At 71.8% G+C, this 25,962-nt stretch carries 20 protein-coding genes; 11 read left to right on the forward strand and 9 right to left on the reverse strand.

The genetic code is table 11. The features are described from left to right. The first annotated feature begins 223 nt into the window (after positions 1 to 223). Positions 224 to 1,696: a phosphatase PAP2 family protein gene (locus AC0VYL_RS17895; RefSeq protein WP_475480925.1), complete on the forward strand. Its 1,473-nt coding sequence runs from the start codon at positions 224 to 226 to the stop codon at positions 1,694 to 1,696. A gap of 34 nt (positions 1,697 to 1,730) precedes the next feature. On the opposite strand, the gene AC0VYL_RS17900 is transcribed toward AC0VYL_RS17895, so the two are convergent. Then, a complete protein-coding gene (locus tag AC0VYL_RS17900) occupies positions 1,731 to 2,705 on the reverse strand; it encodes a phosphotransferase (protein WP_475480926.1) in 975 nt (324 codons plus the stop codon). A 106-nt stretch (positions 2,706 to 2,811) separates the two neighbouring features. Continuing rightward, the gene (locus tag AC0VYL_RS17905; RefSeq protein WP_475480927.1) at positions 2,812 to 3,552 is read right to left on the reverse strand and encodes a maleylpyruvate isomerase family mycothiol-dependent enzyme; all 741 of its coding nucleotides are present in this window, start codon (positions 3,550 to 3,552) and stop codon (positions 2,812 to 2,814) included. A gap of 203 nt (positions 3,553 to 3,755) precedes the next feature. On the opposite strand from AC0VYL_RS17905, the gene AC0VYL_RS17910 reads away from it, so the two are divergent. Together AC0VYL_RS17910 and AC0VYL_RS17915 are read left to right on the forward strand one after the other, a co-directional pair. Beyond that, positions 3,756 to 4,697, forward strand: a complete 942-nt coding sequence (locus AC0VYL_RS17910; RefSeq protein WP_475480928.1) for an MBL fold metallo-hydrolase — start codon at positions 3,756 to 3,758, stop codon at positions 4,695 to 4,697. Positions 4,698 to 4,828: 131 nt separating this feature from the next. Continuing rightward, on the forward strand, positions 4,829 to 6,259 hold the full coding sequence (locus AC0VYL_RS17915; RefSeq protein ID WP_475480929.1) for a WGR domain-containing protein: 1,431 nt from the start codon (positions 4,829 to 4,831) through the stop codon (positions 6,257 to 6,259). Between the two features lie 56 nt (positions 6,260 to 6,315). On the opposite strand, the gene AC0VYL_RS17920 is transcribed toward AC0VYL_RS17915, so the two are convergent. Together AC0VYL_RS17920 and AC0VYL_RS17925 are read right to left on the reverse strand one after the other, a co-directional pair. Beyond that, on the reverse strand, positions 6,316 to 8,046 hold the full coding sequence (locus AC0VYL_RS17920) for a hypothetical protein (RefSeq protein WP_475480930.1): 1,731 nt from the start codon (positions 8,044 to 8,046) through the stop codon (positions 6,316 to 6,318). Positions 8,047 to 8,889: 843 nt separating this feature from the next. After that, positions 8,890 to 9,675, reverse strand: a complete 786-nt coding sequence (locus tag AC0VYL_RS17925; RefSeq protein WP_475454276.1) for a class I SAM-dependent methyltransferase — start codon at positions 9,673 to 9,675, stop codon at positions 8,890 to 8,892. Positions 9,676 to 9,955: 280 nt separating this feature from the next. On the opposite strand from AC0VYL_RS17925, the gene AC0VYL_RS17930 reads away from it, so the two are divergent. From AC0VYL_RS17930 to AC0VYL_RS17960, 7 genes are all read left to right on the forward strand, one after another. Continuing rightward, positions 9,956 to 10,567 carry a hypothetical protein gene (locus AC0VYL_RS17930; protein WP_475454278.1) on the forward strand — a complete coding sequence of 204 codons (612 nt, stop codon included), beginning with the start codon at positions 9,956 to 9,958 and terminating at the stop codon, positions 10,565 to 10,567. Further along, a complete protein-coding gene (locus AC0VYL_RS17935; RefSeq protein WP_475480931.1) occupies positions 10,564 to 11,709 on the forward strand; it encodes a PrsW family intramembrane metalloprotease in 1,146 nt (381 codons plus the stop codon). Before AC0VYL_RS17930 ends, AC0VYL_RS17935 begins: the two co-directional genes overlap by 4 nt. A gap of 277 nt (positions 11,710 to 11,986) precedes the next feature. Beyond that, positions 11,987 to 15,850 (forward strand): FxSxx-COOH system tetratricopeptide repeat protein, encoded by a 3,864-nt coding sequence (gene fxsT, locus AC0VYL_RS17940; RefSeq protein WP_475480932.1) that lies wholly within the window; start codon positions 11,987 to 11,989, stop codon positions 15,848 to 15,850. A 49-nt stretch (positions 15,851 to 15,899) separates the two neighbouring features. Then, positions 15,900 to 16,964: a TIR domain-containing protein gene (locus tag AC0VYL_RS17945; protein WP_475480933.1), complete on the forward strand. Its 1,065-nt coding sequence runs from the start codon at positions 15,900 to 15,902 to the stop codon at positions 16,962 to 16,964. Then, positions 16,961 to 18,043, forward strand: coding sequence for an LOG family protein (locus tag AC0VYL_RS17950; protein ID WP_475454286.1), 1,083 nt, complete (start codon positions 16,961 to 16,963; stop codon positions 18,041 to 18,043). Before AC0VYL_RS17945 ends, AC0VYL_RS17950 begins: the two co-directional genes overlap by 4 nt. 147 nt (positions 18,044 to 18,190) lie before the next feature. Then, complete coding sequence (locus tag AC0VYL_RS17955; protein ID WP_475480934.1) at positions 18,191 to 19,432, forward strand: helix-turn-helix domain-containing protein; 1,242 nt, start codon at positions 18,191 to 18,193, stop codon at positions 19,430 to 19,432. 107 nt (positions 19,433 to 19,539) lie between these two features. Beyond that, positions 19,540 to 19,977, forward strand: a complete 438-nt coding sequence (locus AC0VYL_RS17960; RefSeq protein WP_475454290.1) for a hypothetical protein — start codon at positions 19,540 to 19,542, stop codon at positions 19,975 to 19,977. A gap of 30 nt (positions 19,978 to 20,007) precedes the next feature. Here AC0VYL_RS17960 and AC0VYL_RS17965 read toward each other — a convergent pair whose 3' ends face one another. The 5 genes from AC0VYL_RS17965 to AC0VYL_RS17985 form a co-directional block, all read right to left on the reverse strand. Beyond that, positions 20,008 to 21,129, reverse strand: a complete 1,122-nt coding sequence (locus tag AC0VYL_RS17965; protein WP_475480935.1) for a M20 family metallopeptidase — start codon at positions 21,127 to 21,129, stop codon at positions 20,008 to 20,010. After that, the gene (locus AC0VYL_RS17970; protein ID WP_475480936.1) at positions 21,119 to 21,787 is read right to left on the reverse strand and encodes a DUF1028 domain-containing protein; all 669 of its coding nucleotides are present in this window, start codon (positions 21,785 to 21,787) and stop codon (positions 21,119 to 21,121) included. The genes AC0VYL_RS17965 and AC0VYL_RS17970 overlap by 11 nt, the downstream gene beginning before the upstream one ends. Continuing rightward, complete coding sequence (locus tag AC0VYL_RS17975) at positions 21,784 to 22,206, reverse strand: RidA family protein (protein WP_475454296.1); 423 nt, start codon at positions 22,204 to 22,206, stop codon at positions 21,784 to 21,786. Before AC0VYL_RS17975 ends, AC0VYL_RS17970 begins: the two co-directional genes overlap by 4 nt. An 8-nt stretch (positions 22,207 to 22,214) precedes the next feature. After that, entirely contained in the window at positions 22,215 to 23,492 is a 1,278-nt protein-coding gene (locus AC0VYL_RS17980) for a flavin-containing monooxygenase (protein ID WP_475480937.1), read from the reverse strand. Positions 23,493 to 23,574: 82 nt separating this feature from the next. Next, on the reverse strand, positions 23,575 to 24,891 hold the full coding sequence (locus AC0VYL_RS17985) for an MFS transporter (protein WP_475454300.1): 1,317 nt from the start codon (positions 24,889 to 24,891) through the stop codon (positions 23,575 to 23,577). Between the two features lie 157 nt (positions 24,892 to 25,048). Between AC0VYL_RS17985 and AC0VYL_RS17990 the strand changes: the two genes are divergently transcribed. After that, complete coding sequence (locus tag AC0VYL_RS17990) at positions 25,049 to 25,957, forward strand: LysR substrate-binding domain-containing protein (RefSeq protein ID WP_475480938.1); 909 nt, start codon at positions 25,049 to 25,051, stop codon at positions 25,955 to 25,957. The last annotated feature ends 5 nt before the right edge of the window (positions 25,958 to 25,962 follow it).

Here is a 25,962-nt window from a genome sequence, read left to right on the forward strand (position 1 = left end):
GCGACCCCGGACAGTGACGGGGATCCCACCCCAAGCCGAGCGGGACAGGCTAGCCTCAGAACGGGACCACGGGAGTTCCGGCGGTGCGCGAACCGCCTGCCGTGCGCCCGGGGGCGACGGCCCTTCCCCAGTCGTCACCCCCGGGCACCGTCCCGCTCCGGCCCCGTCACGGGCGAAGCGCGCCTTATGGACAACTCATCCGATGACCACCAGGCTGGGGCCCATGAGACTGCTCCCTCGACTCCAACGCCTCGACCAGCGCGTCTACGACCGGGTGACCCGGGTGGGGACCCCCCACCTGGACGGCTACACGCCGAAGTTCGTCCAGAGCACCGACAACATGGCGCCGTGGGTCCTGGTCTCGGCCACGCTCGCCGTCACCGGCGGCCCGCGTCTGCGCCGCACCGCGCTGCGGGCGATCGTCGCGGCCGGGATCGCCAACGTCGGCGCCACCGCGGTCAAGTACCTGGTGCGCCGTCCCCGCCCGGACAGCTCGGCGGTTCCCGCCGCCCGGGTTCCCTATCGTTCCTACCTCAGTTCCTCCTTCCCCTCCGGGCACACCGCCGCCGCGGTGGGCTACGCGGGCGGCGTCGTGTCCGACGCACCGCTGCCGCTGTCCCTCCTGGTGTCCGCGATGGCGAGTGCCGTGGGCTTCTCCCGCGTGCACAGCGGGGTCCACTACCCGGGCGACGTGCTCGGCGGGGTCGCGATCGGCGCCGCCTCCGCCCTGCTCTCCCGCACGCTCCTGCCACCGCGTCCCGAACTCGTCTTCGGGGCGAGCACCACCCCCGTGGGGGAGGCGGACGTGGACCAAGAGGGCGCCGGGGTGACCGTGGTGGTCAACCCGCGCGGCGGTGACACCGGGGTGCCCACCCTGACCACCGCGGACACCACGACCCGGGTGGCCCGCCAACTGCCCCGGGCCCGGATCGTTCCGCTCTCCGCCGACGACGACGTCGCCTCGGTGATGGACGAGGCGGCCCGCGACTGCTCGGTGCTCGCGGTGGCGGGCGGTGACGGGACCGTCAACGCCGGAGCCACGGCGGCCCTCGCCCACGACCGTCCGCTCCTGGTGCTGCCGGACGGCACCCTGAACAACTTCGCCCGCACCCTGGGGCTGACCTCGGTGGAGATCGCCCTGCGCGCCTACTCCGGTGCCCGGCTGGCCCGGGTGGACGTGGGCGAGGTGGACGGGCGCGTCTTCCTGAACACGTCGTCGTTCGGGTCGTACCCGCGCATGGTGGAGCGGCGTGACCGCTGGGCGGACCGGATCGGCAAGTGGCCCGCATTCGCCCTGGCCCTCTGGCGCGACCTGCGGGAGGTCCAGCCCACCCCGGCTCTGGTGGACGGGCGCCCGGCGAAGGTGTGGTGGGCGTTCGTGGGCAACTGCCGGTACCGGACGCACGCCCGGGTGCCGGGCCTGCGGGAGCACCTGGACGACGGGCGGTTGGACGTGCGGGTGCTGTGCGCGCGTTCGCCCTTCCCCCGGTTGCGCGCCCTGGCGGACGTGCTGTTCGCGCGGGCGGTGTCCGGGGCGGGCTACACCGAGCGGCTGACCGAGTCGCTCACCCTGTCGATCCCGGACGAGCCCCGTCTCCTGGCCGTGGACGGCGAGGTCGTGGAGGGGTCGGCCGAGGTGGTCTTCCGCAAGCGCCCGGCGGCACTGCGCGTGTTCGTGCCGCTGCTCAACGGCTGAGCACGGTCCCACCGGGCCCCACGGCCCACCGGGCTCAGTGGGCCAGGCGGCGCAGGATGGCTCCCAGGTCCCGCCAGGCCTGTTCGGTGTCGGTGCCCCGACGGTGCGGGGCCGCGAACCAGTCGACGAACTCCACGACGTCCTGGAGGTCCCAGCGCAACCCGTACAGGGACAGGAGCGCGGGGTCGGGCCGGTGCCCGGTGGCCTCGGCGTAGCGGGCGAGTTCGCCGGGGTCGTCGGTGACCAGCCACAGGTCGCGTTCGGGAACGGCCAGACCCACGGTGTCCCAGTCCACGAGGAGCGGGCCCGACCGGCGCCACAGCAGGTTGCCCGGGTGCGGTTCGCCGTGGGTGGTGACCGCCCGTGAGGCGTCGGCCCGCGCGGCGCGGCGGCCGAACTCGTCCAGGCGGGCCCGCAGCGCGGCGCCGTGCGCGGCGAGCAGCTCGGCGGTCGGCTCCGCGAAGGGTCCGTGGTCACCGATCTTCCCAGGGTCCTCGGTGAGCTCCGCCAGTCGTTCGGCCCCGTCCAGGGTCGGCGGGGTGGACCGGATGCCGGTGGGCGGGGTGCGTCCGTGCAGCCGGGCGAGGGTGTCCAGGACCTGGGCCCGCTGTTCGGGCGTGAGCTCCTGTCCGAAGTCACCCGGGTCGCCCTCCGTGTGCGGGAAGACGCTGAGCGCGTAGCGGTCACCGATCCGCCGGGCGGTGGTTCCCCCGGTGGAGCGGAGCGGGGCCACGACGAAGCCGAGCCCGTGCGCGTCGTGGAGCTCGGCGGCGGTGTCCATGGCCCGGCGCAGGTTGCGCAGGGCGGTGTCGGGCTCGCCGCCGAGGAAGGGTTTGTGTTCGAGGTCCGCCAGGGTGAGGAACCAGCGCCGCCCGGAGGTGTCGGTGGCGCTCCAGTGGTGGTCACCGAAGCCCAGCGGCACGTGTGTCAGCACCTCGGGGTGGATACCCCAGTCCGCCAGCGCGTCCTTGATCTGGTGGTCGTCGAAGTCCACGGGCCTGTCCAACATGGCAGCGACGCTAACAGCCCGCCCACGGATGGCGCACGGTGTTTTCCCGGGGGTGTTACCGCCCCCGGGCGCTCGTGTGACCGGACGGGCGTGCGACGCCGGTCGGTCACTCGGTCTCCGCGACCCTGAGGAACCGTGTGAAGGCCTGCGCGTCGCCGGTGATCCTCAGTGACTCGGGACCGGTCCGTCTCCACAGGGTGAGCAGCAGGTCGGAGGCGGTGCCCTCCACCTCGGTGTTGGCGCGGTTCACGCCGTGGCTGACCCGCCAGTGCTGGCCGGTGTGGTCCACCGACCAGGAGCGGCCGACATCGGTGGCGGTCAGCAGCACCGCGCCGATCGGTCCGACCGGTTCGCGGGGCAGGTCCAGCATCTCGGCCAGACCGAGGAAGAAGGCGAGGAACTCGTCCACACCGTCCGTGGCGACGTCGGCGGGCAGCGCCGCCGGGCCGCCGACGGCGTTGAGCGCGTCCCAGGCGTGCACGGCGGTCTCCTGGGCCATGCGTCTGAGAATGAACGCCCCGTCCTTCTGCGGGGACCAGGTCCAGCGTGGTACCTCGGGGTCCAGCGCGGTGAGCACGGTCAGGGTCTCGGCCAGCCCCTCCCGGTACCAGCCCAGCAGTTCCTCGTCGTCGGGGCGCTCCGGCTGCACGTACCCGTCGTCGGGGTCCCTGATCTCCCCGGAGGCGATGGACCTCCAGAAGTGGTGGGTCTCGCCGACGTGCCAGACCAGGTCCAGGACGTTCCACTCGGGGCAGGTGGGTACGTGCGCGTGCGGGCGGTCCTCGGCGGCGTCAGCGATGAGGGTGCCGCTCTCGCGGAGGACCGTGAGGTGTCGAGGGGTGTCCATGTTCGGGACGCTAGCACCCGGCGCTGGCCGAAGTCCGGATATCCACAAGCTGGATTCTCGGAAGGCGGACCCGGTCAGGGCACCGGGAGATCCTTTCCCCACCGGCTGGCGGACTCCAGTGGAGTGGGCTCCCGCCCCGGGCCAACGAATACGCTGCCCGTCGGGGAAACACCCCCGAACCGCCGTCTGAGAAGGGGATCGCCATGGCAGAGACCGCACGGACCGGCCCGGAGGCCGGGGCGCTCAGCGAGGTCGTCGACGGCGTGTACGCGTGGGTGCAGCCCGACGGCACCTGGTGGGTGAACAACGCGGGCGCCGTGTCCGGAGACGACGGAGTCCTCGTGGTGGACACCTGTGCCACCGCAACCCGGACCCGGCGGTTCCTGGGCGCGCTCGCGTCCGTCACGGAGGGCGCCCCGGTCCGGTGGGCGGTCAACACCCACCAGCACGGCGACCACACCTACGGCAACAGCCTGCTGCCCGACTCCACCGTGCTGATCGGCCAGACCGGCATGCGCGAGGCGCTCGACACCGACCCGCTGTTCGAGAACCCCCCACCGGTCTGGGAACCCGTCCCCGACTGGGGCGACGTCACCCGGAGGCTGCCCTCCGTCACCTTCGACCGCGAACTCACGCTCCACCTGGGCGGTCGCCGCGTCGACCTCCACCACCCGGGGCACACCGCGCACACCGTCGGTGACGTCGTGGCCTGGCTCCCACGGGAAAAGGTGTTGTTCGCCGGGGACCTGGTCTTCCACGGGCTGACCCCGCTGCTGCTCATGGGGTCGCTCGACGGCGCGCTGCGCTCCCTGGAGTGGGTCCGCTCCTTCGCCCCGGACCACGTGGTACCCGGCCACGGCCCGGTGCTGACCGGCGCCGAACTCGACGGCGTACTGGCCGTGCACGAGCGGTACTACCGGTTCGTCCTCGAAACCGCCGGGAAGGCCCTCCGGGAGGGTCGCACCCCCTTGGAGAGCGCGCGCGGCATCGACCTCGGTGAGTTCGGCGCGTGGGCGGACGCGGAGCGGATCGTCATGAACCTGCACCGCGCCCAGGCCGACCTCGCCGGCGTGCCGATGGACCTGGCCCGAGCCCTGTCCGACGCCGTGGAGTGGAACGGCGGACCGATGCCCACCACCCTCTGACCCGGATTGTCGGTGCCCGCCGATAGATTCGGAACCAGTCGACACGGCCTCCCTCGGGAGACCGACTCCCTCTCCCCTGCCCGGCACCCCTCCCCCGGCGTGCCCGGAATCCGATCGTCGAAGGGCCTGCCATGACCAGCACCACCTACCTGGAGCTCTCGGAAGAGGGCGGCGGCGCACACAAGTTCTACGAGGTCTCCATCAACGGCACCGACGTCACCATCCGGTACGGGCGGATCGGGGAGAGCGGTCAGTCGCGCACCGCGAGCCACCCCACCGTCGCCAAGGCCGAGGCCACGGCGGCGCGGAAGATCGCGGAGAAACGGCGCAAGGGCTACGAGCCCGCCGTGGTCGGGGTGCGCAAGCGGCGTGCGGTGACCAGGCGGACGATCGTCAGCCAGCGGTCGACCGCCAACCTGGCCCCGGTGCTGTGGCGGTTCCGCTCGGGCAGCCCCGCCTTCGGCATCTTCGTGGACGACGAGCGCTGCTGGGTCGGCAACGAGCGCGGAGACGTGTACACCCTGTCCCACCAGGGCACCGTCACCGCCCGCTACGGGCTCCCGGACGGTGTCAAGTGCATCGTGGCCGACGACTTCTGGATCTACGCGGGGTGCGACGACGGCAAGGTCTACGACCTGGGCGCGAAGATCCCGCACGTGGCGTACGAGATCTCCGAGGACGTGGACATCTTCTGGCTGGACATCCACGACGGGGTGCTCGGCGTCTCCGACGTCGCCGGACGGATCACCGTGATCGACCACGAGGACGAGTTCCAGTGGTCCCGGCGCAGCTCGGGAAACTCCGCGTGGATGGTCCGCCACGACGAGGCGGGCGTCTACCACGGGCACTCCCGGGGCGTCACGATGTACGACGCGGGCACCGGGGACGAGCGCTGGACGGTGCCGACCAGCGGCGCGGTGCTGTTCGGCTGGCAGGAGGGCGACGAGGTCTTCGCCGCCACGGCACACAACTCCGTGGACCGCATCAGCAAGGAGGGGGTGCACCGCTCCACCTACCGCTGCGACGGGGCGGTCTTCTCCTGCGCGGCCTCCCCGGACGGCCGCTACGTGTTCGCGGGTGACAACCACTCCTCGGTCTACTGCTTCTCCAGGGACGGACGCCGTCTGTGGAAGCTGGCCACCGGATGCGGTTCGGCCTACTCGATGCAGTTCCACCAGGACCGGCTGTACATCGTGACCACCGACGGCTCGCTGGCCTGCGTCGACGCCTCCGAGGAGGCGATCCTGGCGGCCGAGCGCGGCACCGTCCCGGAGCCGGTCAGCGTCAAGGCCCCCTCCTGGGACGCGGTCACCCCCGCCACCGAGCTGGAGACGGTGCGCTCCAGCGAGCTCGTGGACGACGACGGGATCGTCGTCGAATGCGTGGACGACGGCGGCCGCCTGCGGATCCGTGTGGTCTCCGAGGGCTTCGACCCGACCCTTCGGGTGCAGTTCCCCAAGGACATCCGGCGTGCCGGCGCCCGCTACGTCGTGAGCGAGGTGCTCACCTCCGGCAGCGGCGGCTTCTACCGCGTCAGAGGCGACATCCGCCGCCTCGGCTAGACCGCGGACTCCCGGGGCCCGTGTCACACGGGTCCCGGGAGCGGGCGCACGTTCCGCTAGGCGGCGTCGGGGTTCTCCCCGGTGTCCTCGTGCGTGATCCCGGGCAGGAGGGGTTCCTCCCTGCTCAGGGGGACCCTGTGCATCCCATCCACCTCGGGCCCGTCGTTGTCCAGGATGATGACCTGCGGAGTGGCCCGGCCCAGTTCCTCTCCCGTCCTCAGGATGTCCACGAGTTTGACCACGGCCGAGAGGATCCGGTCGGTGAACTCCTTGTCCACCTCGTTCCCACCGATGTTCTTGGTGGGTGAGTCGAGGATGAGCAGCTGTGGCAGCGAGGACGCGTGCGCCACGGAACCGTAGGCGAGCAGCGCGAGGCTGTAGGCGGCGTTCACCGCCGCGACGGTGCCCCCGCCGAGATCGGAGAAGCCCTGCCCGTCGACCACCGGCAAGTAGGTCTTTCGGTCCACATGGGCCCGGCCCGCGAACCAGGGAGGAGCGAATCCTTCGATGGTGGCCAGGAACTGCTCGTCGAGATCGCTCAGCCCCGAGCGGTTCTCGGCCACCCGTTGGTCCACACCGTCCAACTCGTCCTGGAGCTCCTCGATCTCACCCCTGGCCGTCAGGATGTCGGACTCCAGTTCCTGCCAACGAACGTAGTGGGCCTGGAGCTGGCCGAGCGAGACCAACCGTTCCTCCAGGCCCGCCTGGGCCCGGACGAGTTCCGCGATCTTCCCACGCAGCGGTACCAGTTCCGCGCCGTCGTGGCGTGAGAGTTCCGCCTCGGCCTCCTGGGCGCGTGCGACAGCCGCGTCGACGGTCGCGGACGCGGACGCGGCCCGCTCCTCCGCTCGGGACAGGGCACCGCGCACGCGTTCGAGCTCCGCTCGGGGAGCGTGTGCTCCGGCCGACTTCCGAGCCGATTCCGCCGCCTGGAGACACAGGTGACAGTGGCCGTCGGGAACCACCCTGTCGAGCCCCTGCTGACAGGCGGGGCAGGAGCCCGTCCCTGGCGGGTGGGCCCCACGGTTCAGATCAGCGAGACGGTCCAGCAGTTTCCGCACGTCGGAACAGGCCTCGCGGTGCTCGACCGTGGCCCTGACATAGCGGGCGTGGGTCTCCTCCACGAGCAGACGGAGCGATGCGGCCCCGCGCAGCACCTCGGCCTCACGGGCGCGCAGTGGTTCGAGTTCGGCGTTGACCGCGGCGATCTGGGCGCGCGCCTCCTCCGTGAGTCGTCGCGCCTCTCCCGGGAGGGGTGCGTCGACGTTCTCGAAGTGCTCCCTGATCGCGGACAGTTCGCGTTGACGCTGGTCTCGGTGTTTCCTGCTCTCCTTCATCCGTGCCTGGAGCACCTGCTTGACCGGTTCGCTCAGGCCCAGCAGGAGTTCGAAGAGTTCTCTGCGCACCGTGTTGGAGGACATGACGACGTGCTGGTCCATGGCCCCCTGGGAGCGACAGAGGTAGGGCCAGACCTGGCCGAAGGTGAACCCCTTCTGCCCCAGACTCCGCGCCTGTTCGGGGGCCAGGATGTCCCGGAGTCCACTCCATGCGAGGAGTTCCTCGGACAGGGTGAGCCTCTCGTCCCCGGCACGTCGAACCACCGGAATGGTGCGTTCCAGCCTCCCCTCGGCGTCGAGCAGGTCGACCGTTCCCGGACGCCGGGTGGCGCGCCGCAGGGTCACTGGGTTCCCCTGGATCCGCAGCGTGAGTTCCACCTGGGTGAGTTCGCGCTCAGCCGCCAGTTTCCACCTGACACTCTGGCCGAGCGCGAAGGCGATCGCGTCCACCAAGGTCGACTTTCCGGTGTTGACCGGGCCGTGGACGTGGATGATCGAGTGATTCAGGTCGAAATCTCGCGGCTTCGGCCACGAGGCACAGTGCAGGACCAGTTCGAGCAGCCGAAACTCACGATCGTGATTGGGCAAAAGTTCCCTTTCTCCCGCGTCGAGGACACGACCGATCCTTGCACCGGAAAAACCCATCCTCAAGGAATATCCCGCGCTTTATTGTTCTGTTATGAGAATTCATAATACTTACGACAATTAAGCCAAACCAGCCGTAGATAGTGAATGCAGACAGAAGGGGGCCCGTGTCACACGGGCCCCCTGGGAATCAGGCGAATCAGGCAGCCTCTGCGAGGCGGATGACCAGCCCCGACTCAGCGGGGCCGCTCAGGGCTCTGTCAACGCGCGGCGGGCCGTGGCCCGCCCCTGCGGTCCCGGCCTGGCGGCGTGGACGGCGCTGTGCGCGTGGAGTTCACGCATGGCCGCCAGGATGGCCTCTCGTCCGATCAGTGCGGGCCCACGACGTGGCGCCGCGAGAAGCGACCGGGAGGAAGGAGTCAACGCCCGCATGGACCAGGGCCCGGGTGACCGGGCCCCGGTTTGCGTTCGGCGTCCTCCACGGCGGTGAAGTGCCGCACGACCCGCTCCAACCGTTGGTCGTCCCCGCCACCCGGGCACGGTGAAGGCGCGCAGCTCGGGGTCGTCGGAGAGCAGGGCGCCACGCCGGGCCGCGATCCAGGCCGGGTGGCGTTCCTCCGCACCCGTACCGCGATGGCTCGGCCGTTCCTCCTCCTTTTCAGGCGCGGACCGAAGGTGGGAGGAGTCGTTCGGCGGAGCGTCGGGCACTCACTCGGGCACGGTGACCCGGATCTTCGACTGCCCGTGCGGGCGCTCCTCCCAGTCCTCCATGAAGCGGGCGCGCAGGCCGTGCCTCTCCGCCAGGGCGACGAGGGTCTCCGTGCGGTAGTAGAAGTCCTCGCGCAGCACGTGGTGCTCGGTGCCCTCCGTGCGGTCGAAGGTGAAGTCGAAGAACCCGCCCGGGGCGAGTACGCGGCCCACGTGGCTCAGGCACTCGTCGATGACCTCGACGGGCGAGTGCGAGAACACGCTGTGGGCGTGGACGACGTCGAAGGAGTCGTCGGGGAGGAAGTCGAAGGTGAGGTCCTGGGTGAGGGTCAGGTGCGGCAGCTTGTGCTGGAGTCCGCGTTCGGCCAGGACCTTCTTGCCCGCGATCAGGATGTCCGGGGAGATGTCGATGCCGTAGTAGCCGCCGGTGTCCAGGTGGTCGATGAACCGCCACCCGGCCCGCAGGTTGCCGCAGCCGATGTCCAGCATCCGGTGGCTGGGCTTGAGGCCGTGCTCGACGAGGTAGTCGAACTGCATCTGGCCCAGCGCGAGCCAGCGCTCCTCGTTGCGGCTGCCGACCGCCGCCTTGGGGTCGCGGGCGGCGTCGGAGGCCATCACCGCACGGTAGTAGGAGACGTGATCCCGATGGGTGAGGCGCAGACGCAGGTCCCGCGCGGACCGCAGCACGTAGGGCGCTATCCGGCCCGGGTTCCGAAGCGCGTAGCGGATCCGGTGGACCAGGGAGGAACGGTCCGTGGTGAGTTGGTCTTTGCTCTGCTTCGGCATCGGTCGCCCGTGCTCTTCCGTCGGTGGGTATCACGCTGAAGGTGGCATCCCATCACGGGAGGGCTGATTCGCCAAGGGGGTGCGTGCCGGAAAGTGGGGCCACTTTCGGCCACGTCGTCCTCACGGCGTGGGTGGTGGTCCGGGGCATCGGACCGCCCCCACTCCCGCTGTCGGTGAAATCAGCGCAAAATCGCGCCAAGTGTCCCACTTTTCACTGTTCGACACCTTTGCGGGTGTTTCGCTGTCCCCAGGACGAACGAACGCGGCGGACGGGGGCACGATGGTGAACGAGCGCGTGGAACTACGCCACGCCAGGGCGCGGGGTCCACGGAGCAACTGGGTCCCGCTGGGGGTGTCGGCCGCGGTGGTCGTGGTGCTGACGGGCGGATGGGCGCTGGTGAACGCGGCGCTGCCCGCGTCCGAGGCGGTACCCCCGGGGCAGGCCATGACCCTCGGCTCGAGCGAGGGCTACAGGGCCTCGCTCACCTTCGACGAGGGCTGGGAGCTCAACACCGGCTCCAGCACCAGCGACCAGCAGTTCCTCTTCGCGAAGGGGCCGGTCAACCTCCAGGTGAGCGTGGTGGAACCGAACGCGGACGCCGACTCCCAGGAGCTCTGGGACGGCATGCGCGAGACGGTCAGGGTCGGAGACGCCTCGGCCACCCTCGGAGAACCGGAGCCGACCACCTCCGAGGGCGGCGCGGAGGGCCTCACGGGAGACCTGCACATGCAGGAGCACACCGGGGTCGCGACGGTGTTCCCCTCCCCGAACGGCGGCTTCGCCGTGGAGACCCAGGCCATCGGCGCCGAGGCCAGCGCGGCCGACATCGTCGAGGCCGAACGGATAGTCCAGTCGATCCGGTTCGATCAGGACACGGGAGGGACACCATGAGCCACGCACGACCCGAACCCGACGTTCCGTCGACCGTGAGCGGCCAAGTCCCCACGCCCCGGAGCTCCGGCCAGGAGCAGGTGGGAGCCGAGCGCCCGACCCCGCCGCCCCCGGAGCCGCCCGGTCCGCAACGCGTCCCCGCCCTGGTCGCCACGGTGGCCGTGGCCGTGGTCTGCCTGGGTGGGTTCGTCTACACCCTGACTAGCTTCTTCGGGGCGATACGGGTCTTCCCCACGGAGACGCTGGCCTCCGCCGTCGTGCTGGCCGTGTCCGGTGTGATCGGCTTCTGGATCCTGCGCCGGATCCGCCCGGTCCGGGCACCGAGCGCCACGTTCTCGCTCGTGGCCCTGGTCTGGGGCCTGACCGGGGCGATCGGCCTGGCGCTGTTCTCGAACTCCCAGCTGATGTCGGCGTGGTCCAGGATGGGCGGCGTCGACTTCGGTTCGGCGTGGGGCGCGTCGCTGACCGCACCGCTCAACGAGGAGCTGGTCAAGACCATCGGGGTGGTGCTGATCGCCGTGATGGCGCCGCGCGTGGTGCGCGGCCCCGTCGACGGCTTCGTCATGGGGGCACTGGTGGGGTTGGGCTTCCAGATCGCGGAGGACTTCACCTACGCGCTCAACTCGATCATGATGCAGGGGGCCACGGACGGGGTCACCTCGGTGCTCCAGACGCTGTTCCTGCGGGTCGGCCTGACCGGCCTGGGTTCGCACTGGGCGATGTCCGCGATCGCGGGCACTGCGGTCGGGCTGCTGGCCGCCTCCGCCTGGCGTCCCGGAGCGGGCCGGGCCACGGGGGCGCTGCTCCTGTTCCTGTTGGCGATGGGCGTCCACTGGTTCTTCGACGCCCCGGTACTGGTCGGCCTCCTCGGTGTGCTGGTCAAGACGCTGGTGGTGTTCCTGAGCGCGGTGGCCGTGTACTTCGTGGCGCGGCACGCCCACCGCCGCCGGGTCCGCCGCTCCCTGGCCGAACTGGGCGAGGAACTCGGTATGCGCCGGTCCGCGGCGGTGGCCCTGGCCAGTCGGCACGGTCGGCACCGGGAGCTGGGCCGGGTGGCGGCCCCGGAGCGACCCGCCGTCCGCGAACGCCAGGAACAGATGGTGGCCACCGCCGAGGACCGGGCCCTGGAGTACCGGGTCTGAGGCGGCGGGTTCTCGTGAGCCCCCGGCGCGGTGAGGACCGCCCCGGGGGCTTCGCCGTGTCGCCGGTTCTTCTTCAGGCCGACCTCAGCAACAACGGCAACAACGGCCCCTGAATTCACGACTGCCGTTTTCCCGCTCCACCCACCCAGGTTTCCCGGGGTTCCTTCCCGTGAAAAGTGGGAACATCCTCTCTCCCAAGCCGAAAGCCCGTGCGCACGGGACGCACGGGCCTGCGGGAAGGAACGAGAAAAGGAAACTCCATCCCCCCGGAGCCGCGTTGACCAGCAAAGAAATCGGGGACACGAACTCCGCCGCACAGATACTCGTGTTCCATTCGCCCCTGTCGGGAAGCAGCTGCACCACGTCCCTGGCCAACGTGGCCTGGAACATCGCCAGCACCGGTCGGAGTGTCCTGCTCGTCGACTTCAACCTGCACTCCCCCGAGCTGCGCGAGTACTTCTCCCCGCTGTTCGGGCTCCGCGGCGGACGCCCCCAGGGGCTGGTCGACATGATCACCGGCGTCATCGAGGGCTGCCACGCCCCGGGGGCCGACCCCGCCGAGGTGTGCGCGCGCGGCGCCGACCTCAGCGACCAGGTCGAGCACCTGAGCCGGTGGCCGGTCATCCCCGGTGTACCGGAGGGCGAGATCGGCTACCTCGGACCCGGCTCCCACCACGCCGCCCGGCTCACCCAGCTGGACACCATCCACGGTTCCGGGTTCGCCCGGGGCGACCTCTCCACGCGTTTCCTGCGCGAACTCCGGTCCGCGCTGCTGGACAGCGGCTACGACCACGTCCTGGTCGACACCGCCCCCGGCAACGGGCTCCTGGGGCGGCGCTGCGCGGCGGTCCTGGCCGACCAGGTCGCCCTCTGCCTGACCCTCAACACCACCGCCATCCACAAGTCGGCCCGCATCGCCGCCGCGCTGCGCGCCGAGGCCCCGCACGTGCCGGTCCGACCGATCCTGACCCGCGTGGACCTGGAGCTCCCCAACCTGGACGAGCTCCGGGACCGGGCGTACGAGACGTTCGCGTCCTGGGTCGAGGCCTCCCAGGACGACCCGTGGCAGTACTGGGGGCGTGCCGAGATCCCCTACAAGGCGCGGATCGCGGAACGGCTCACCCTGGCGGCCTTCCTCGAACGCACCTGGATGCCCAGCTCCCTGTTCCACGCCTACGAGAGGCTGACCTCCATCCTCACCGGCGGCGCGGTCCCCCGGGGGCGCCACCTCACACAGGAGCAGAGCGAGCAGGTCAAGCTGGTCTTCGAGCAGATCAGGCACGGCGCGGTCGCCTCGGTGATCCTGCTGGCCGACTCCCGGGACCGTTCGTGGGCGGACTGGGTCCAGCCCCAGCTGGAATGGGTCGGCATCCGGGTGGTGCGGCCCCGGACGGACGGCGCGCCGCTGCCCGACACCGGCGGGCAGGGGATCATCATGGTGCTGGTCTCGGCCCACCTGCACGGGTCCGCCGCGTTCGGGCTGCTGCACCGTCTGCTGGAGACCGCGCCGCCGCAGGGCGGCAACGGCGCGCACCGGGTGCTGGGGGTGACGATCGACGAGGGCGCCCCGCCGGACGGCTTCCCGGACGCCGAGTGGATCAACCTGCGCATCCGGGAGGAGGAGGACGCCCGCGGCGCCCTGCTGGCCCGGTTCGACCCGAGGTTCCCCAGCCACCGTTCGCGCGGACCCGGGCAGGGGCCCAGCTACCCGGGGGCGCCCAACCCGGAGCTGATCAGCAACGCCCCGCACGGCAACCAGAACTTCAGCGGCCGCGAGGGGTTCCTGGAGCGCCTGCGCGACCTCCTCGGACAGGGGATGGAGGACAAGCCCCCGGTGGTGCTGGTGGGGATGCAGGGCAGCGGGAAGTCGGAGATCGTCCGCGAGTTCGTCCGGCGCTTCCGCAGCGACTACGACCTCATCTGGTGGATCTCGGCGGACCGCCCGGAGAAGGTCGAGTCGTCCCTGGAGGAACTGGCGGCGACCCTGGCCGAACGCTTCCCGGACCACCGCTCCCCCGAGGCCGACCCCGTGCTGTCCGCCCTCCGGACGGGCCGACCGCTCAACCGGTGGCTGCTGGTCTACGACAACGCGGGGCCGCCCGGCGGGCTGGACGCGCTGATCCCCCACGACCACGGACACGTCATCATCACCTCCTACCACCGGGACTGGGAGGCCTACGGTCACCGGCGCTGCCTCCAGGTGGGGCCGTTCAGCGAGGGAGAGGTGGTGGAACTCTTCCGGGACCGCCTCCCGGAGATCGACGCGGAGACGGCGCTGGCCCTCTCACGGCGACTCGGGCACCTGCCCGCCCAGCTGCACCGCGCCCTGGAGTGGCTGAACTCCGGACAGCGGCTGGACGGCCCCGCCGAGGCGGTCGCGGAGTACACGCGGCTGCTCGACGAACGCGAACCCTCGGTGGTCCGGGGCGCGGGCTCCTTCGAGGAGCGGCTGAGCAGCTCCCTCGCCCTGGACGAACTGGAGCAGTACCACCCGGCGAGCCTGTGCCTGATCCGGTTGGCCGCTCACCTGTCACCCGACGGCGTTCCCGAGGACCTGCTCCGTTCGCCGCGCGCCGTCAGCGAGTACACCGAGGCCGACCCGCAGTACCGGACCGGACGGGTCAACTTCAACCACGTCCACTTCCAGCTCACCCGGGTCCTGTTGATGGACTTCGACCGGCAGCTGAAGATGTTCTCGGTGCACCCCGCAGTGCAGGAGGTGGTCCGGGACCGCATCCCCGCCGAGGAGCGCGCCGGGGTCCGCGAGTCCGTGCGGCAGGTGCTGGCCTCCTACGCGCCGCACGACGAGGAGGCGGACGACCCCCGCCACGACCACCGGTACCAGAACCTGCGCTGGCAGATCGTGCCCTCCGAGGCCAGCGTGAGCGGGGACGACGAGGTACGCCGCTGGCTGGTCAACCAGGTGCGCTACCACCACCGCAAGGGCGAGCTGGAGGCGGCGCTGGAGCTGGGCACACCGCTGCTGCGGGCCTGGACCGACGCCTTCGGTGAGCGCGACCGGCTCCGTCTGCACCTGGCCACCCAGCTGGCCAACGTCCACCGCTCGCGCGGCGAACACCGCGAGGCGGGGCGGCTGAACGGACGGACCCTCGAACTCCAGCGGGAGGTCCTGGGCGAGCGGCACCCGTTCACGCTGCTCACGCGGCGGGGCATGGGCGCGGACCTGCGGGCGCTGGGCCGGTTCGCGTCAGCCCTCGAACACGACCGGGAGACCTACTCCGCCTACCTGGCCGGTCGCGGTCCCCACCACCAGCACACCCTGCTGGCCGAGCACAACCTGGCGCTGTCGCTGTCGGCGGCCGGGGACTACGCGCAGGCCCTGCGTGTCGGTGAGGGGGCGCACCGGGTCACCAGGGAGATCCTGGGCCACCGTCACCCCTACACCTGGATCCTGTCCTCGGCGACCGCGACCTACCGTCGCCGCACGGGCGAGTACGTGATGGCGCACCGGCAGATCCACCAGGCCGCGCAGATGCTGCGCCGCACCATCGGTGAGCTGTCCTCCCACACACTGCACGCCCGCAAGGAACTGGCGGTGAACGAACGGCTGGTGGGCGACCCCGAGCAGGCGCTGGAGCGGATCCGCCGCACGCACGAACAGCACCGGGGCGAGTACGGGAACGAGCACCCCCGCAGCCTCGCGATGGCCCTGGAAGTGGCGGCCTGCCTGGCCGCCGCCGACCGCTACGACCTGGCGCTCCGCCAGGCCCGTACGTGCGTCGACGGCTACACGGGCGTGTTCGGTCCGGACCACCCCTTCACCCTCGTGGCCAGGGCCAACCTGGCCGCCTACGCCTGCCGCACCGGGTACGTCCAGGAGGCGGAGACCCAGGCCCGGCGGGCGCACGAGGGGCTGCGCGCCGACCCCCAGGTGGGCGAGGTGCACCCCCTGTCGCTCGGCGCGGCGGTCAACCTGGCCAACGCCCTGGTGGCCAAGGGGGAGATCAGCGAGGCCGTGGCGTTGGACGTGCGCACCCAGGAGGAACTCCACCAGGTGTGCGGCACCCAGCACCCGCACTACGAGCTCGCCTACGCCAACTACCTGAACAGCACCGCCCGGCACATGGGCGACTCGGTCAGCGAACGCGGACACATCGACCTGGAGGTGCCGGAGATCTGAGCGCGGACACCGGTGACGGGACGGGACCGGCGGGGAGCAGGGGGTCCGAGTGGAGGTGACGGGGGTGGAGACGGCCGGGACGGAGGGCACCGGGGCGGGCGGGACCAGCGCCTTCTTCACGAGCTACGGCGGTCGCAGGGCCGACCGGGAACACGTGCTGCGCTTCCACGCGGACCTGGAGGGCATGGTCCGGCTGCACACCGACGACCACGCCTTCGGCGCGACCGGGCCGACCCTGGAACCGGGCGGCGGCTGGCGCTCCGAACTGCTCCGGCACTGCGCCACCACCCGCACCCTGGTGGTCCTGCTGAGCGAGACCCACCTCAACAGCGCCTGGTGCGCCCGGGAGTGGTGGATCGTGGAGGAGCGGATCCGACGTTTCCGGAACGACGGCGCCCCGCCCCACCACATCCTGCCGCTGGTGTGGCAGCCACTCAGCGGACCGCTCCCCCGCGTGGTGCGGGAGCGCCAGCGGCTGGACTGGGTGGGCGTCCCCGGGCACGCGGACGCCGGGGTCCTGGAGCTGATGCTCACGGACCCGGCCGCCTACCGGGCCCTGTGCTACCGGATCGGCGCGCTGGTGGCCCGCTCCTCGGCCGCCGCGCTTCCGCCCCTGCCCGAGGCCGTCGCCCGGGAGGCGGTCCCCGCCTGGGACGCGGGGGCCCGGAGGGCGGGAGGAGACCCGGACGGACCTCCTCCCTGTCTGGAGGAGGCCGCTCCGCCCGAGGGGCCCGACGGGCCCGAGGATCAGGACCCGCGCGGGTCGGTCGGTGAGCGGGCCGTCCGTGTGCTGCTCACGGTCCCCGCGTTGGACGATCCCACCTGTTGGGCGGCGTTCCTGCGCAGGCTCGGGGAGCTCCGCCGGGACCGGGCCCTCAACCCCCTGTACTGGCGGGTCACCGTTCCCGCCGCCGAGCGCCACGACCGCCTCGTGTCCCACCTGCGGGCCCAGCACCCCGACTCCCACGCCCTCGCCTGGCTCGCCCGGGCCGTCTCCGAGACCGCCGGTGACCCCGACGCGGCGGCGGCGCTGCGCGCCCTCCTCCCCCAGGACCGGCCCTCCGTGGAGGACCAACCGACCGACCCTCCCCGCACCGTGACGGAGGCCCCGTGAAGCAGGCACCAGCCCCAGCGAGACGGCCGCGGATCGCCGTGGTCGGCAGCGTCGACGCCTCCCGCGAGTACGAACCGCCCCTGAGCGCCACCGACCAGGTGCGCGAGGCCTGCCACGAGCTCGGCCGTGAACTGGCCCTGGCCGGGTACGACCTCGTGGTCTTCGCCGACGACGAGCACTACGTCGAGACGCTGGTCGCGCGCGGGTACGCGGCGGCCTCCGCGCCCGACTCCCAGATCATCGCCCATCCGCCCCGGCACCAGGACTACGCGCCCGACCTGCCCGAGGGGTCGCGGGTGCGTGTGACCACGGTCCGCGACACCGGCGCGGAGTGGGAGGTGCCGTACTACCGGACGCTGTTCGAGGTGGACGGGATCGTACTGGCCGGGGGCGGTCGGTCCACCCGGGTCACCGGGGTCGTCGCGCTGGCCCACGGCGTCCCCGTGGTGCCGCTGGCGGTGTTCGGCGGGGCGGCACGGCAGGTGTGGGTGTACCTGGACGGATCCGGTGACCACGTGGACCGCGAGGACGTGCGCGCCCTGGGCGAGTCGTGGTCGTCGGGATCGGCCCGACGGATGGCGGAGGTGCTGCGCCGCCAGATGGAGCGTCGGGCCGAGAGCCGCCGCCGCGAGGAGCGGGCCCGGCGGTGGGGTCGCTGGCGTGAGTCGGCCGGGCTGGTCTCCGCGATCCTGCTGCTGCTGGCCGCGCTGGCGTCGATCGTGCTGGCCGGAGGCCCCGGGCCGACCGACCCGACCAGTCTGTCCCTGTTGTTGGCCGGTCCGATGTGCGCGGCCGTGTCGGGTGCGCTGATCAGGGACTCGTTCGGTCGGACCCCCTCCGCGCTGCGCGCCTGCGCGCGCGGACTCGGCGCTGGGGCGGTCTCGGTCCTGCTGTACGTGGCGGCCCAGCTGTTGACCGTCCCGGAGCTGCTGGTGGAGCTGGACGCCCGGCGCCTGTTGTTCTTCGTGGTGCCGGTGGGGTTCACCGCGGGGTTCACCTTCGACCTCGTCTTCGAGCGTCTGCGCAGCCCCGGCGGACCCCAGGTGGCTCCCCTTCCCTCCGTCAGCACACGCAACTGAGCGGCGTCGTCCCAGTTCGGAGGGGGCCCGACCGGGCCATACGCGGTGGACGGGGCCCGACCGGGGGAGGTGGCCCGGTTTCCGCCCTGGGGTCGGGAACCGGCTCGTAGCCTGGTCTCCGCGACTCCCCCAGAGAAGGACGACCCGATGCCCGTGGACGGCACCCCGGACCCGTACGAGGTCGAGATCCCCTTCGGTACCCGTCTCAAGCTGAACCGCACCAGGAGAGGCCTGACCAGGGAGGTGCTGGGTGGCCTCGTGGGTCGTTCGGCGTCGTGGGTCAAGGCCGTGGAGACCGGGCGGCTGGGCACCCCCAAACTCCCGATCCTGCTGCGCCTGGTGGAGGCGCTGCGCATCCGCGACCTGGCCGAACTCACCGGAGAGCAGTCCGTACCCGTGGAGCTGTTCACCGGACCGGGGCACACACTGCTGCCGCGTGTCCGCGCGTCGGTCAACGCCCTGACGCTGGGCGACGACCGGCCCGCTCCCACCGTGGAGCGGCTGCGCGCCCGGCTGGCGGCGGCCTGGCGGGCCCGGCACTCGGCGCCCCACCACCGCGACGTGGTGGGGCGGCTGCTCCCCGCGCTCTTCGAGGACGCCCAGCGGGCGGTCCGGCGGGCCGAGGACGCCACCGCCCGGCGCGCGGCGCGGTCGGTGCTGTCGGAGGTGTGCTCGCTGGCGCAGTTCTTCATCGCGTACCAGCCCGCGCAGAGCCTCCTGTGGCGGGTGGCCGAACGCGGCATGGTCGCCGCCCAGGAGGCGGAGGACCCGCACGCCCTGGGTGTGGCGGCCTGGCTGCTGGCGCAGGCGCACCGGGACGCGGGTGACTGGGAGGCGGCGGACGCGGTGACCGAGGACGCCAGCCGCCACCTGGTGCGCCACCTGCCCGACGGCGACCGTGACGTGCTCGCGGTGTGGGGCGCGCTGCGGTTCGAGGCGGGGTACACGGCGGCGCGGCGCGGACAGGCGGGGACGGCCTGGCGGCACTGGGACACCGCCCGGAAGGCCGCCGAGCGGCTGCCCGCCTCCTACTACCACCCGATGACCTCGTTCTCCCGGCCGGTGATCGCGGCGCACGCGGTGACCGTGGCGGTGGAGCTGCGCAGCGGGCACGAGGCGGTCCGTCAGGCGGGTCGGGCCCCGGCGGAGGCGATCCCGTCGCGGCCGCGCGGGGCCCGGCACCGGATCGAGCAGGCCCGCGCCCACCACCTGGCCGGGCAGCGGGACGAGGCTCTGCGGATATTGGCGGCGGCGCACGCGGCGGCTCCGGAGACCGTCCGGTACAACGGGTTCGCCCGCCGCATGGTGTTGGAGGAACTGGAGTCGCGCGATCCCCGGCGCCGCGACGGGGCGGGGGGCCTGGCCGAACGGATCGGGCTGCTGGGATGAGCGGAGCGCACGGCCCCGACACGAGGGGCACAAACTGTACCCTTCGAACCCACCTGGATACCTAGAGTGACCTCATGTCAGATCCCCGACCAGTGCGAGGGGGCGTCGTGAGCGACGCCGCCGTCATCGTGGTCGAGGACCGGTCGACCCTGGAGGCGTGGGCGCGCGCCATGCGCGCGACGGTCGTGCCCGTGGCCGAGAACTGGTGGTCGATCACCTACCAGGCCGAGGCCGACCTGCCCGGCGGCGTCCGGGTGCGCTGCCGCTACCTGTACGAGATCCCGCGCCAGGCCGCCCTGCGGCGATGGAAGCGCACGTACGTGGTGGGCCTGGTGCACGGCGACGGCCGGTCGCGCTGCCACCACGTGCGCCAGGTGATCCCGGTGGGCGACACCGAGCCCGAGGAACGGCACCGCGCGGAGCTGATCGCCTCGGCCCTGGTCGCCACCGAGCGGCACGGCGCGTGCGGCGCGAGCGTCGGCAACCTGGAGGTGTACGTGGTGGAGCGGGCCACCCTGTGGAAGCCCGGGGTGGCCCGCTACTGACGGTCCGCCCCGCGCCGGGGCGGCCCGTGTCTAGGAGAAGTACTCGTGGGCGGTCCGCGCGAGCAGCGTGGCGCCGTCCCCGATGACCCGGTTGGCGGCCTCCCCCACGCACACGGCGGCGAACTCCGGCTGGTGGTTGCTGACCGGGAAGCAGTCCAGGCCGATGTAGGGGTGGATGGCGGGCACGTGCTGGGAGACGTTGCCCATGTCGGTCGAGGCGCGGTTCATCGTCTGGTGTTCCACCGGAGCGTCGAACCTGCGGCCGATCGCCAGGGCGTGGCGCGTGTAGATCTCCAGGGCGCGTTCGTCCGTGCGGAACTCGGAGTAGGGCTGGGACTCGGGCGTGAACTCCAGCTCGGTGTCGGTCGCCAGCGCCCCCGCCTCGAAGCACCGCTCCACCCGTGCCCGCAGCGGCTCCAGCTCGGCCAGGGTCCGGGCCCGGGTGTACCAGCGGCCCTCCGTGACACCGGGGATGGCGTTGGGCGCCTCGCCGCCGACCGTCTGGATGCCGTGGACCCGGGTGGCGGGCGGCAGCTGCTGCCGCAGCAGCCCCAGGGCGACCTGGGAGATGACGAACGCGTCGTTGGCGTTACGGCCCTCGTGCGGGTAGGCGGCGGCGTGGGCGGTCCGCCCCGTGAACCGGACGTGGTCGTGGGCGACCGCGTACGGCTCGGCCCGGGGCGCGTCCACCGGCCCCGGATGGGCCATGAGCGCCAGATCCAGGCCGTGGAAGGCGCCCGCGTCCAGCAGCTCGACCTTGCCCCCGCCACCCTCCTCGGCCGGGGCGCCGACCACCTCGACCGTGAGGTCGAGCTGGTCCGCCCACGGCCGGAGGGCGATCGCGGCGCCCGCCGACATCGCGGCGATGAGGTTGTGCCCGCACGCGTGGCCGAGGCCGGGCAGCGCGTCGTACTCCACGACCAGCCCGACCCGGCGGCTTCCCGATCCGTAGGAGGCGTGTACCGCCGTGGGAAAGCCGAGGTAGGAGGGGGTCACCTCGAAGCCGAACTCGTCGAGCAGTTCGGCCGTCCACGCGGCGGCGCGGTGTTCCCGCCAGGCGGTCTCCGGGTGCGCGTGCAGCGTCTCGGAGTAGGCGATCAGCCGCCCGAGATGGCCGGAGACCTCGGGCGGTCGGTGGGTCTCAGCGGTCATCGCCGGGCACCCCGTATCCGGGTGAAGCGGCCGGGTCCAGGCCGCGTTGGACGTAGTCGTCGCGCTGGGGCAGCCAGACGTCGAGCAGTCGGCCCAGCGCCTGGACCGGCTCCTCCTGCCAGTCCACCCGGAGGTCCGTGTCGCGCCAGCCGTGGCCGGAGACGGTGGACAGCCCCGCCGAGTACACCGGACCGGCCTCGCCACCCGCGGCCAGGGCGGCCGAGAGCGCGGTGAGCAGACGCTCCTCCAGCTCTCCCCCGGCGGAGGCGAAGGTCTCGCACATGATCGCGGGGAGGTCCGCGCGGGAGAGCATGTTCCCGGCGGCGGCGCAGTGCGGCCCGGTGGCCGCACCGTGCACGCCGAGGGTGAGGCCGCCGCTGAAGGTCGCCGCCGCACCCGAGGCGTCCACCACGGTGAGCTGGCGGAAGTTGGCGTTCGGCGTGTTCCCGACGACCTCTTCCAGGGCCGCCTCGGGGCCTCTTCCCGCCTCCAACCGGTCCAGCAGGGCCGCGCCCAGCCGGGGGTCGGTGATGTTCTGCGACGCGACGGCGCCGACGGAGTCCCGCAGGTGGACGACGCGCGCCGCGACCGCCGGTGAGGAGGACACCGCCGCGACGCCGAACCTGCCGTCCTGGTGTGCCGCGATGGAGAAGGTCACTCCCGGCCTCCCGAGATCACGGCGGTGGCGTCGATCTCCACCAGCCACTCCGGCCGGGCCAGCGCCTGGACGACGATCCCGGTGGAGACGGGGTGGACGCCCTTGAGCCAGCGCCCCATCTCCCGGTACACGTCCTCTCGGTAGCGCGGGTCGACGAGGTAGACCGTCACCTTGACGATGTCCCGGAGGCCGCTGCCCGCCTCACGCAGGAGGAGGTCGATGTTGGCCATGGCCTTCTCGGTCTGCGCGCGGACGTCGCCGACACCCACGGACTCGCGGGTGTCCAGGTCCTGGCCGATCTGGCCGCGCAGGTAGACGACTCCCCCGGCGACGACGGCCTGGCAGAGGTCGTTGTCGAGGTTCTGCTCGGGGTAGGTGTCCCTGGTGTTGAACTTGCGGATGCGGGTGTGCGTGGTCATGGGTGCTCTCACCTCTGGACGTGGGTCAGGCGCGGGTGGGCGTCGTTGTGTTCCATGTATCCCCTCTGGATGGAGATCTGGTCGGCCACGTAGCTCGCGTCGTGCCAGGCGCCCCAGAGGAAGCTCGATCCCCGGCGCGACTGCCAGGGCAGCCCCACGAAGTAGACGCCGGGCTCGCCGGAGACCCCTCGCTGGTGCCGGGGCCTGCCGTGTTCGTCGCAGGCGTTCGCGGGCAGCCAGCCGTAGTCGGCGGTGAAGCCGGTGGCCCACACGACCGAGGTGACCCCGGCGGCGGCGAGGTCGAGTTCGCGGATGGGGTCGGTCACCGAGGCCGGGAGGTCCCCCAGGACCCTGGCCTCCGGCTCCTCCGGCAGGTCGAGGCCGTTGCGGGCGACGTAGGCGTCGGCCTCGTCCAGCAGCGACAGGTAGTTGGCGTCGCCACCGGCGATGTTGTCGCGCAGGTCGGGGGCGAAGCGGACGGTGCCGCCGTCGTGGGCCTCGGTCCGGCCGACGAGGGTGACGCCCCGCTCCGCCAGGGCACGGAAGTCCACGGTGTGGCCTCCGTGCGCGCCGCTGACCGCGATCGTCACGTGCTCGGCGCCCTGGGGCGGGGTCGAGGCCTCCCACTTGCCGAGCACGCCCAGCCACCAGACGAAGTCGTGTCCCCGGTACCGGCGCGGGGGACGGTCGTGCGGACCGACGGAGAGGTACACCGAGCGTCCGGAGGCGCGGAGTTCGTCCGCGATCTGAACGCCCGACGACCCGGCCCCGACCACGAGGACGCCGCCCTCGGGCAGCTGCGCGGGGTTGCGGTAACCGCTGGAGTGGATCTGCGCCGGGACCTGCCCCTCGGGGACGATGGCCGGGATCACCGGGCGCTGGAACGGTCCGGTGGCGGCCACGACGTAACGCGCGTCGTAGTCGCCGCCGGAGGTCTCCACGCGAAAGCCCCGGCGGCCCTCGTGCCTGCGCACCGAGGTCACCTCGACCCCGCAGCGCAGCGGGGCGCCGATCATCTCCGCGTAGGCGGTGAGGTAGTCCGCCACCTGTTCCTTCGTGGCGAAGTCCTCGGGGCCGAGGCCGTCGAACTCCATGCCGGGGAACCGGTCGTGCCAGACGGGCCCGTTGGTGACCAGCGAGTCCCACCGCTCCGAACGCCAGCGCTCCGCGACGCGGTGCCGTTCGAGGACGACGTGCGGAATCCGGCGGTCGCGCAGGTGCTCGCTCATCGCGATCCCGGCCTGCCCCCCTCCGACGACGACGGCTTCGATCTCCTCAACGGACATACTGCTCTCCACTCCCATGGACGGTTGCGAGGTACGGGGGGGGCTCGTCGGCGCGAGCCCCGGGCACGGGGCCGGGAACGGGTCAGACCCGCGCGCGGTCGCTCTCGTGCAGAAGGTCGGAGCCCCTGGTCTCGGGCATGGTCCGCAGGGTGACGGCGCCGATGACGCCGATCACGATCATCGTGAAGCCGGGGACCATGGAGCTGCCCGTGAGCGAGATCAGCCAGGTCATCAGGTACGGCAGGGTTCCCGCGAAGAAGGCGCCCGCCACGCTGTAGGCCATGGACAGTCCGCTCTGCCGGGTCCGGGTCGGGAAGAGCTCCGCCACGGTCGACGCGTGCGTGCCGAGGATGATCGCCAGGATCACCGCCAGCCCGAAGGTGGCGAGGAAGGCCGCCCACGACGTGTTCGCCTGCATCAGCAGGAAGAGGGGCACCGCGCCGATGATCATCGCGCCGGCGGCGGTGTACAGCACCGGCTTGCGGCCCACCCGGTCGGAGATCATGCCCGACAGCGGGATCACGCCCATGGCGACCACCGAGGCCGCGGCGGAGAGCAGGGCCGCCCGGTCGGCCGGGACCCCCACGATCTCCTCCTGGTAGGTGATCAGGTACACGAGGACGATGTAGAAGGTCGAGTTCATGAAGGTCTCGATGCCGACGGTCTGGAGGAACTGCTTCCCGTTGGAGCGGAACACCTCCACGACCGGCTGGCTCGGGACGTTGTTCATGTCCTCCAGCGCGCGGTACTCGGGCGTGTCCTCGATCTTCAGGCGGATGTAGAGGCCGACCGCCGCCATGGGCACCGTCAGCAGGAAGGGGATCCGCCAGGCCCAGTCGAGGACGACCTCGGCCGGGAAGGCCGCGTGGAGCGCCCACACCGCGAACGACGCGCACAGGAAGCCGCCGACCGAGCCGAACTCGATCCACGAGCACCCGAAGCCGCGCCGCTTGGGCGGCGAGAACTCCGCGAGGAAGGCGGCGGCGCTGCCGAACTCCCCGCCCGCCGCGAGTCCCTGGATGACGCGGGCGACCACGAGCAGGATCGGCGCGAGGACGCCGACGGAGTCGTAGGTGGGCAGCAGCCCGAGCATGAGCGTGCCCGCCGCCATCGAGATGATGACGATCGAGAGGGTGGTCTTGCGTCCGAAGCGGTCTCCGAGGTGGCCGAACAGCACCGAGCCGAGCGGGCGGACGAAGAACGCCACGGCGAAGACCGCGAACACCGAGAGCAGTCCGGTCGTGCCGTCCTGCTCGGGGAAGAAGACCTTGGCCATCGTGGTGGCCAGATACGCGTAGACGGCCCAGTCGAACCAGTGGACGAAGACGCCCACCGCTCCGGCGAAGACGCTGCGCCGCAGGTCCTTCCGGTCCACTGAATCCGGGGTCGCACCGGTCATCACGCCTCCTGGGGACGGTTCTCAAGGCACGGACGGGCCCGGGGGACGCCCTGCCTGTGGCCTGGGTCACGAGTATCGGGGCGCGGAGTACGATCTGTACAACACATAGATCTGAACTTCACCATCAGAAAAACTGATAACCGGGAGTGGGACGGGCATGTCGGACGTGAGCCTGCGACAACTGGAGTACCTGACGGCCGTCGCGCGGCGCGGTTCGGTGACCGCCGCCGCGCGGGATCTCTTCGTCTCGCAGTCGGCGGTCTCGACCGCCCTGGCCGAGCTGGAGTCGACCCTGGGCATCACCCTGTTCGTGCGGTCGCAGAAGGGGATGCGGCTCACCACGTCGGGGCAGCGGGCGATCGCCGCCGCCGACAACGTGCTGGCCGGGCTCGACCAGTTCCGGGAGTCCGCCCGACAGGAACGGGAGCAGATCGAGGGCACGCTCACCATCGGCTGCTACGCCACGATCGCGCCGATCCTGCTGCCGAGGGTGATCGCGGAGTTCTCCCGCCGCCACCCCCACGTCCAGCTCTCCTTCGTCGAGGCCGCGCACGAGAGGCTGTTGGACGACCTGCTCAACACGCGGATCGACCTGGCCATCACCTACGACTACAAGCTGGCCTCGGTACGCGCCACGACCGGGGTGACGGCGCTCCCGCTGCGGTCGGACCCCCCGTACGTCCTCGCCCCCGTGGGCGGGGCGGTGAGCGCGCAGGAGCGGCCGGGCCTGGCCGACCTGGCGGCCGAACCGCTGATCCTGTTCGACCTGCCGCCCGGCGGAGAGTACTTCCTGGGCCTGTTCACCAGGGCTGGACTCACCCCGAACGTACGCTTCCGCACGACCAGCTTCGAGATGGTCCGGGCCCTGGTCGCCCGCGGCCTGGGTAACGCGCTGCTCACCCAGCGCACCGTGCTGGAACGCAGCTACGAGGACCTGCCCTACGCCACCCGGGAGCTGGACGTCGAACCCGAGGGGCTCGGGATCGAGATCGTCCAGCTCACCGACCGCGCGCCGATCCGGCGGACCCAGGCCTTCATCGAGGTCTGCCAAGAGGTCGTCGTCTGAGTACG

This window comes from Nocardiopsis sp. iso_238 (assembly GCF_056173325.1).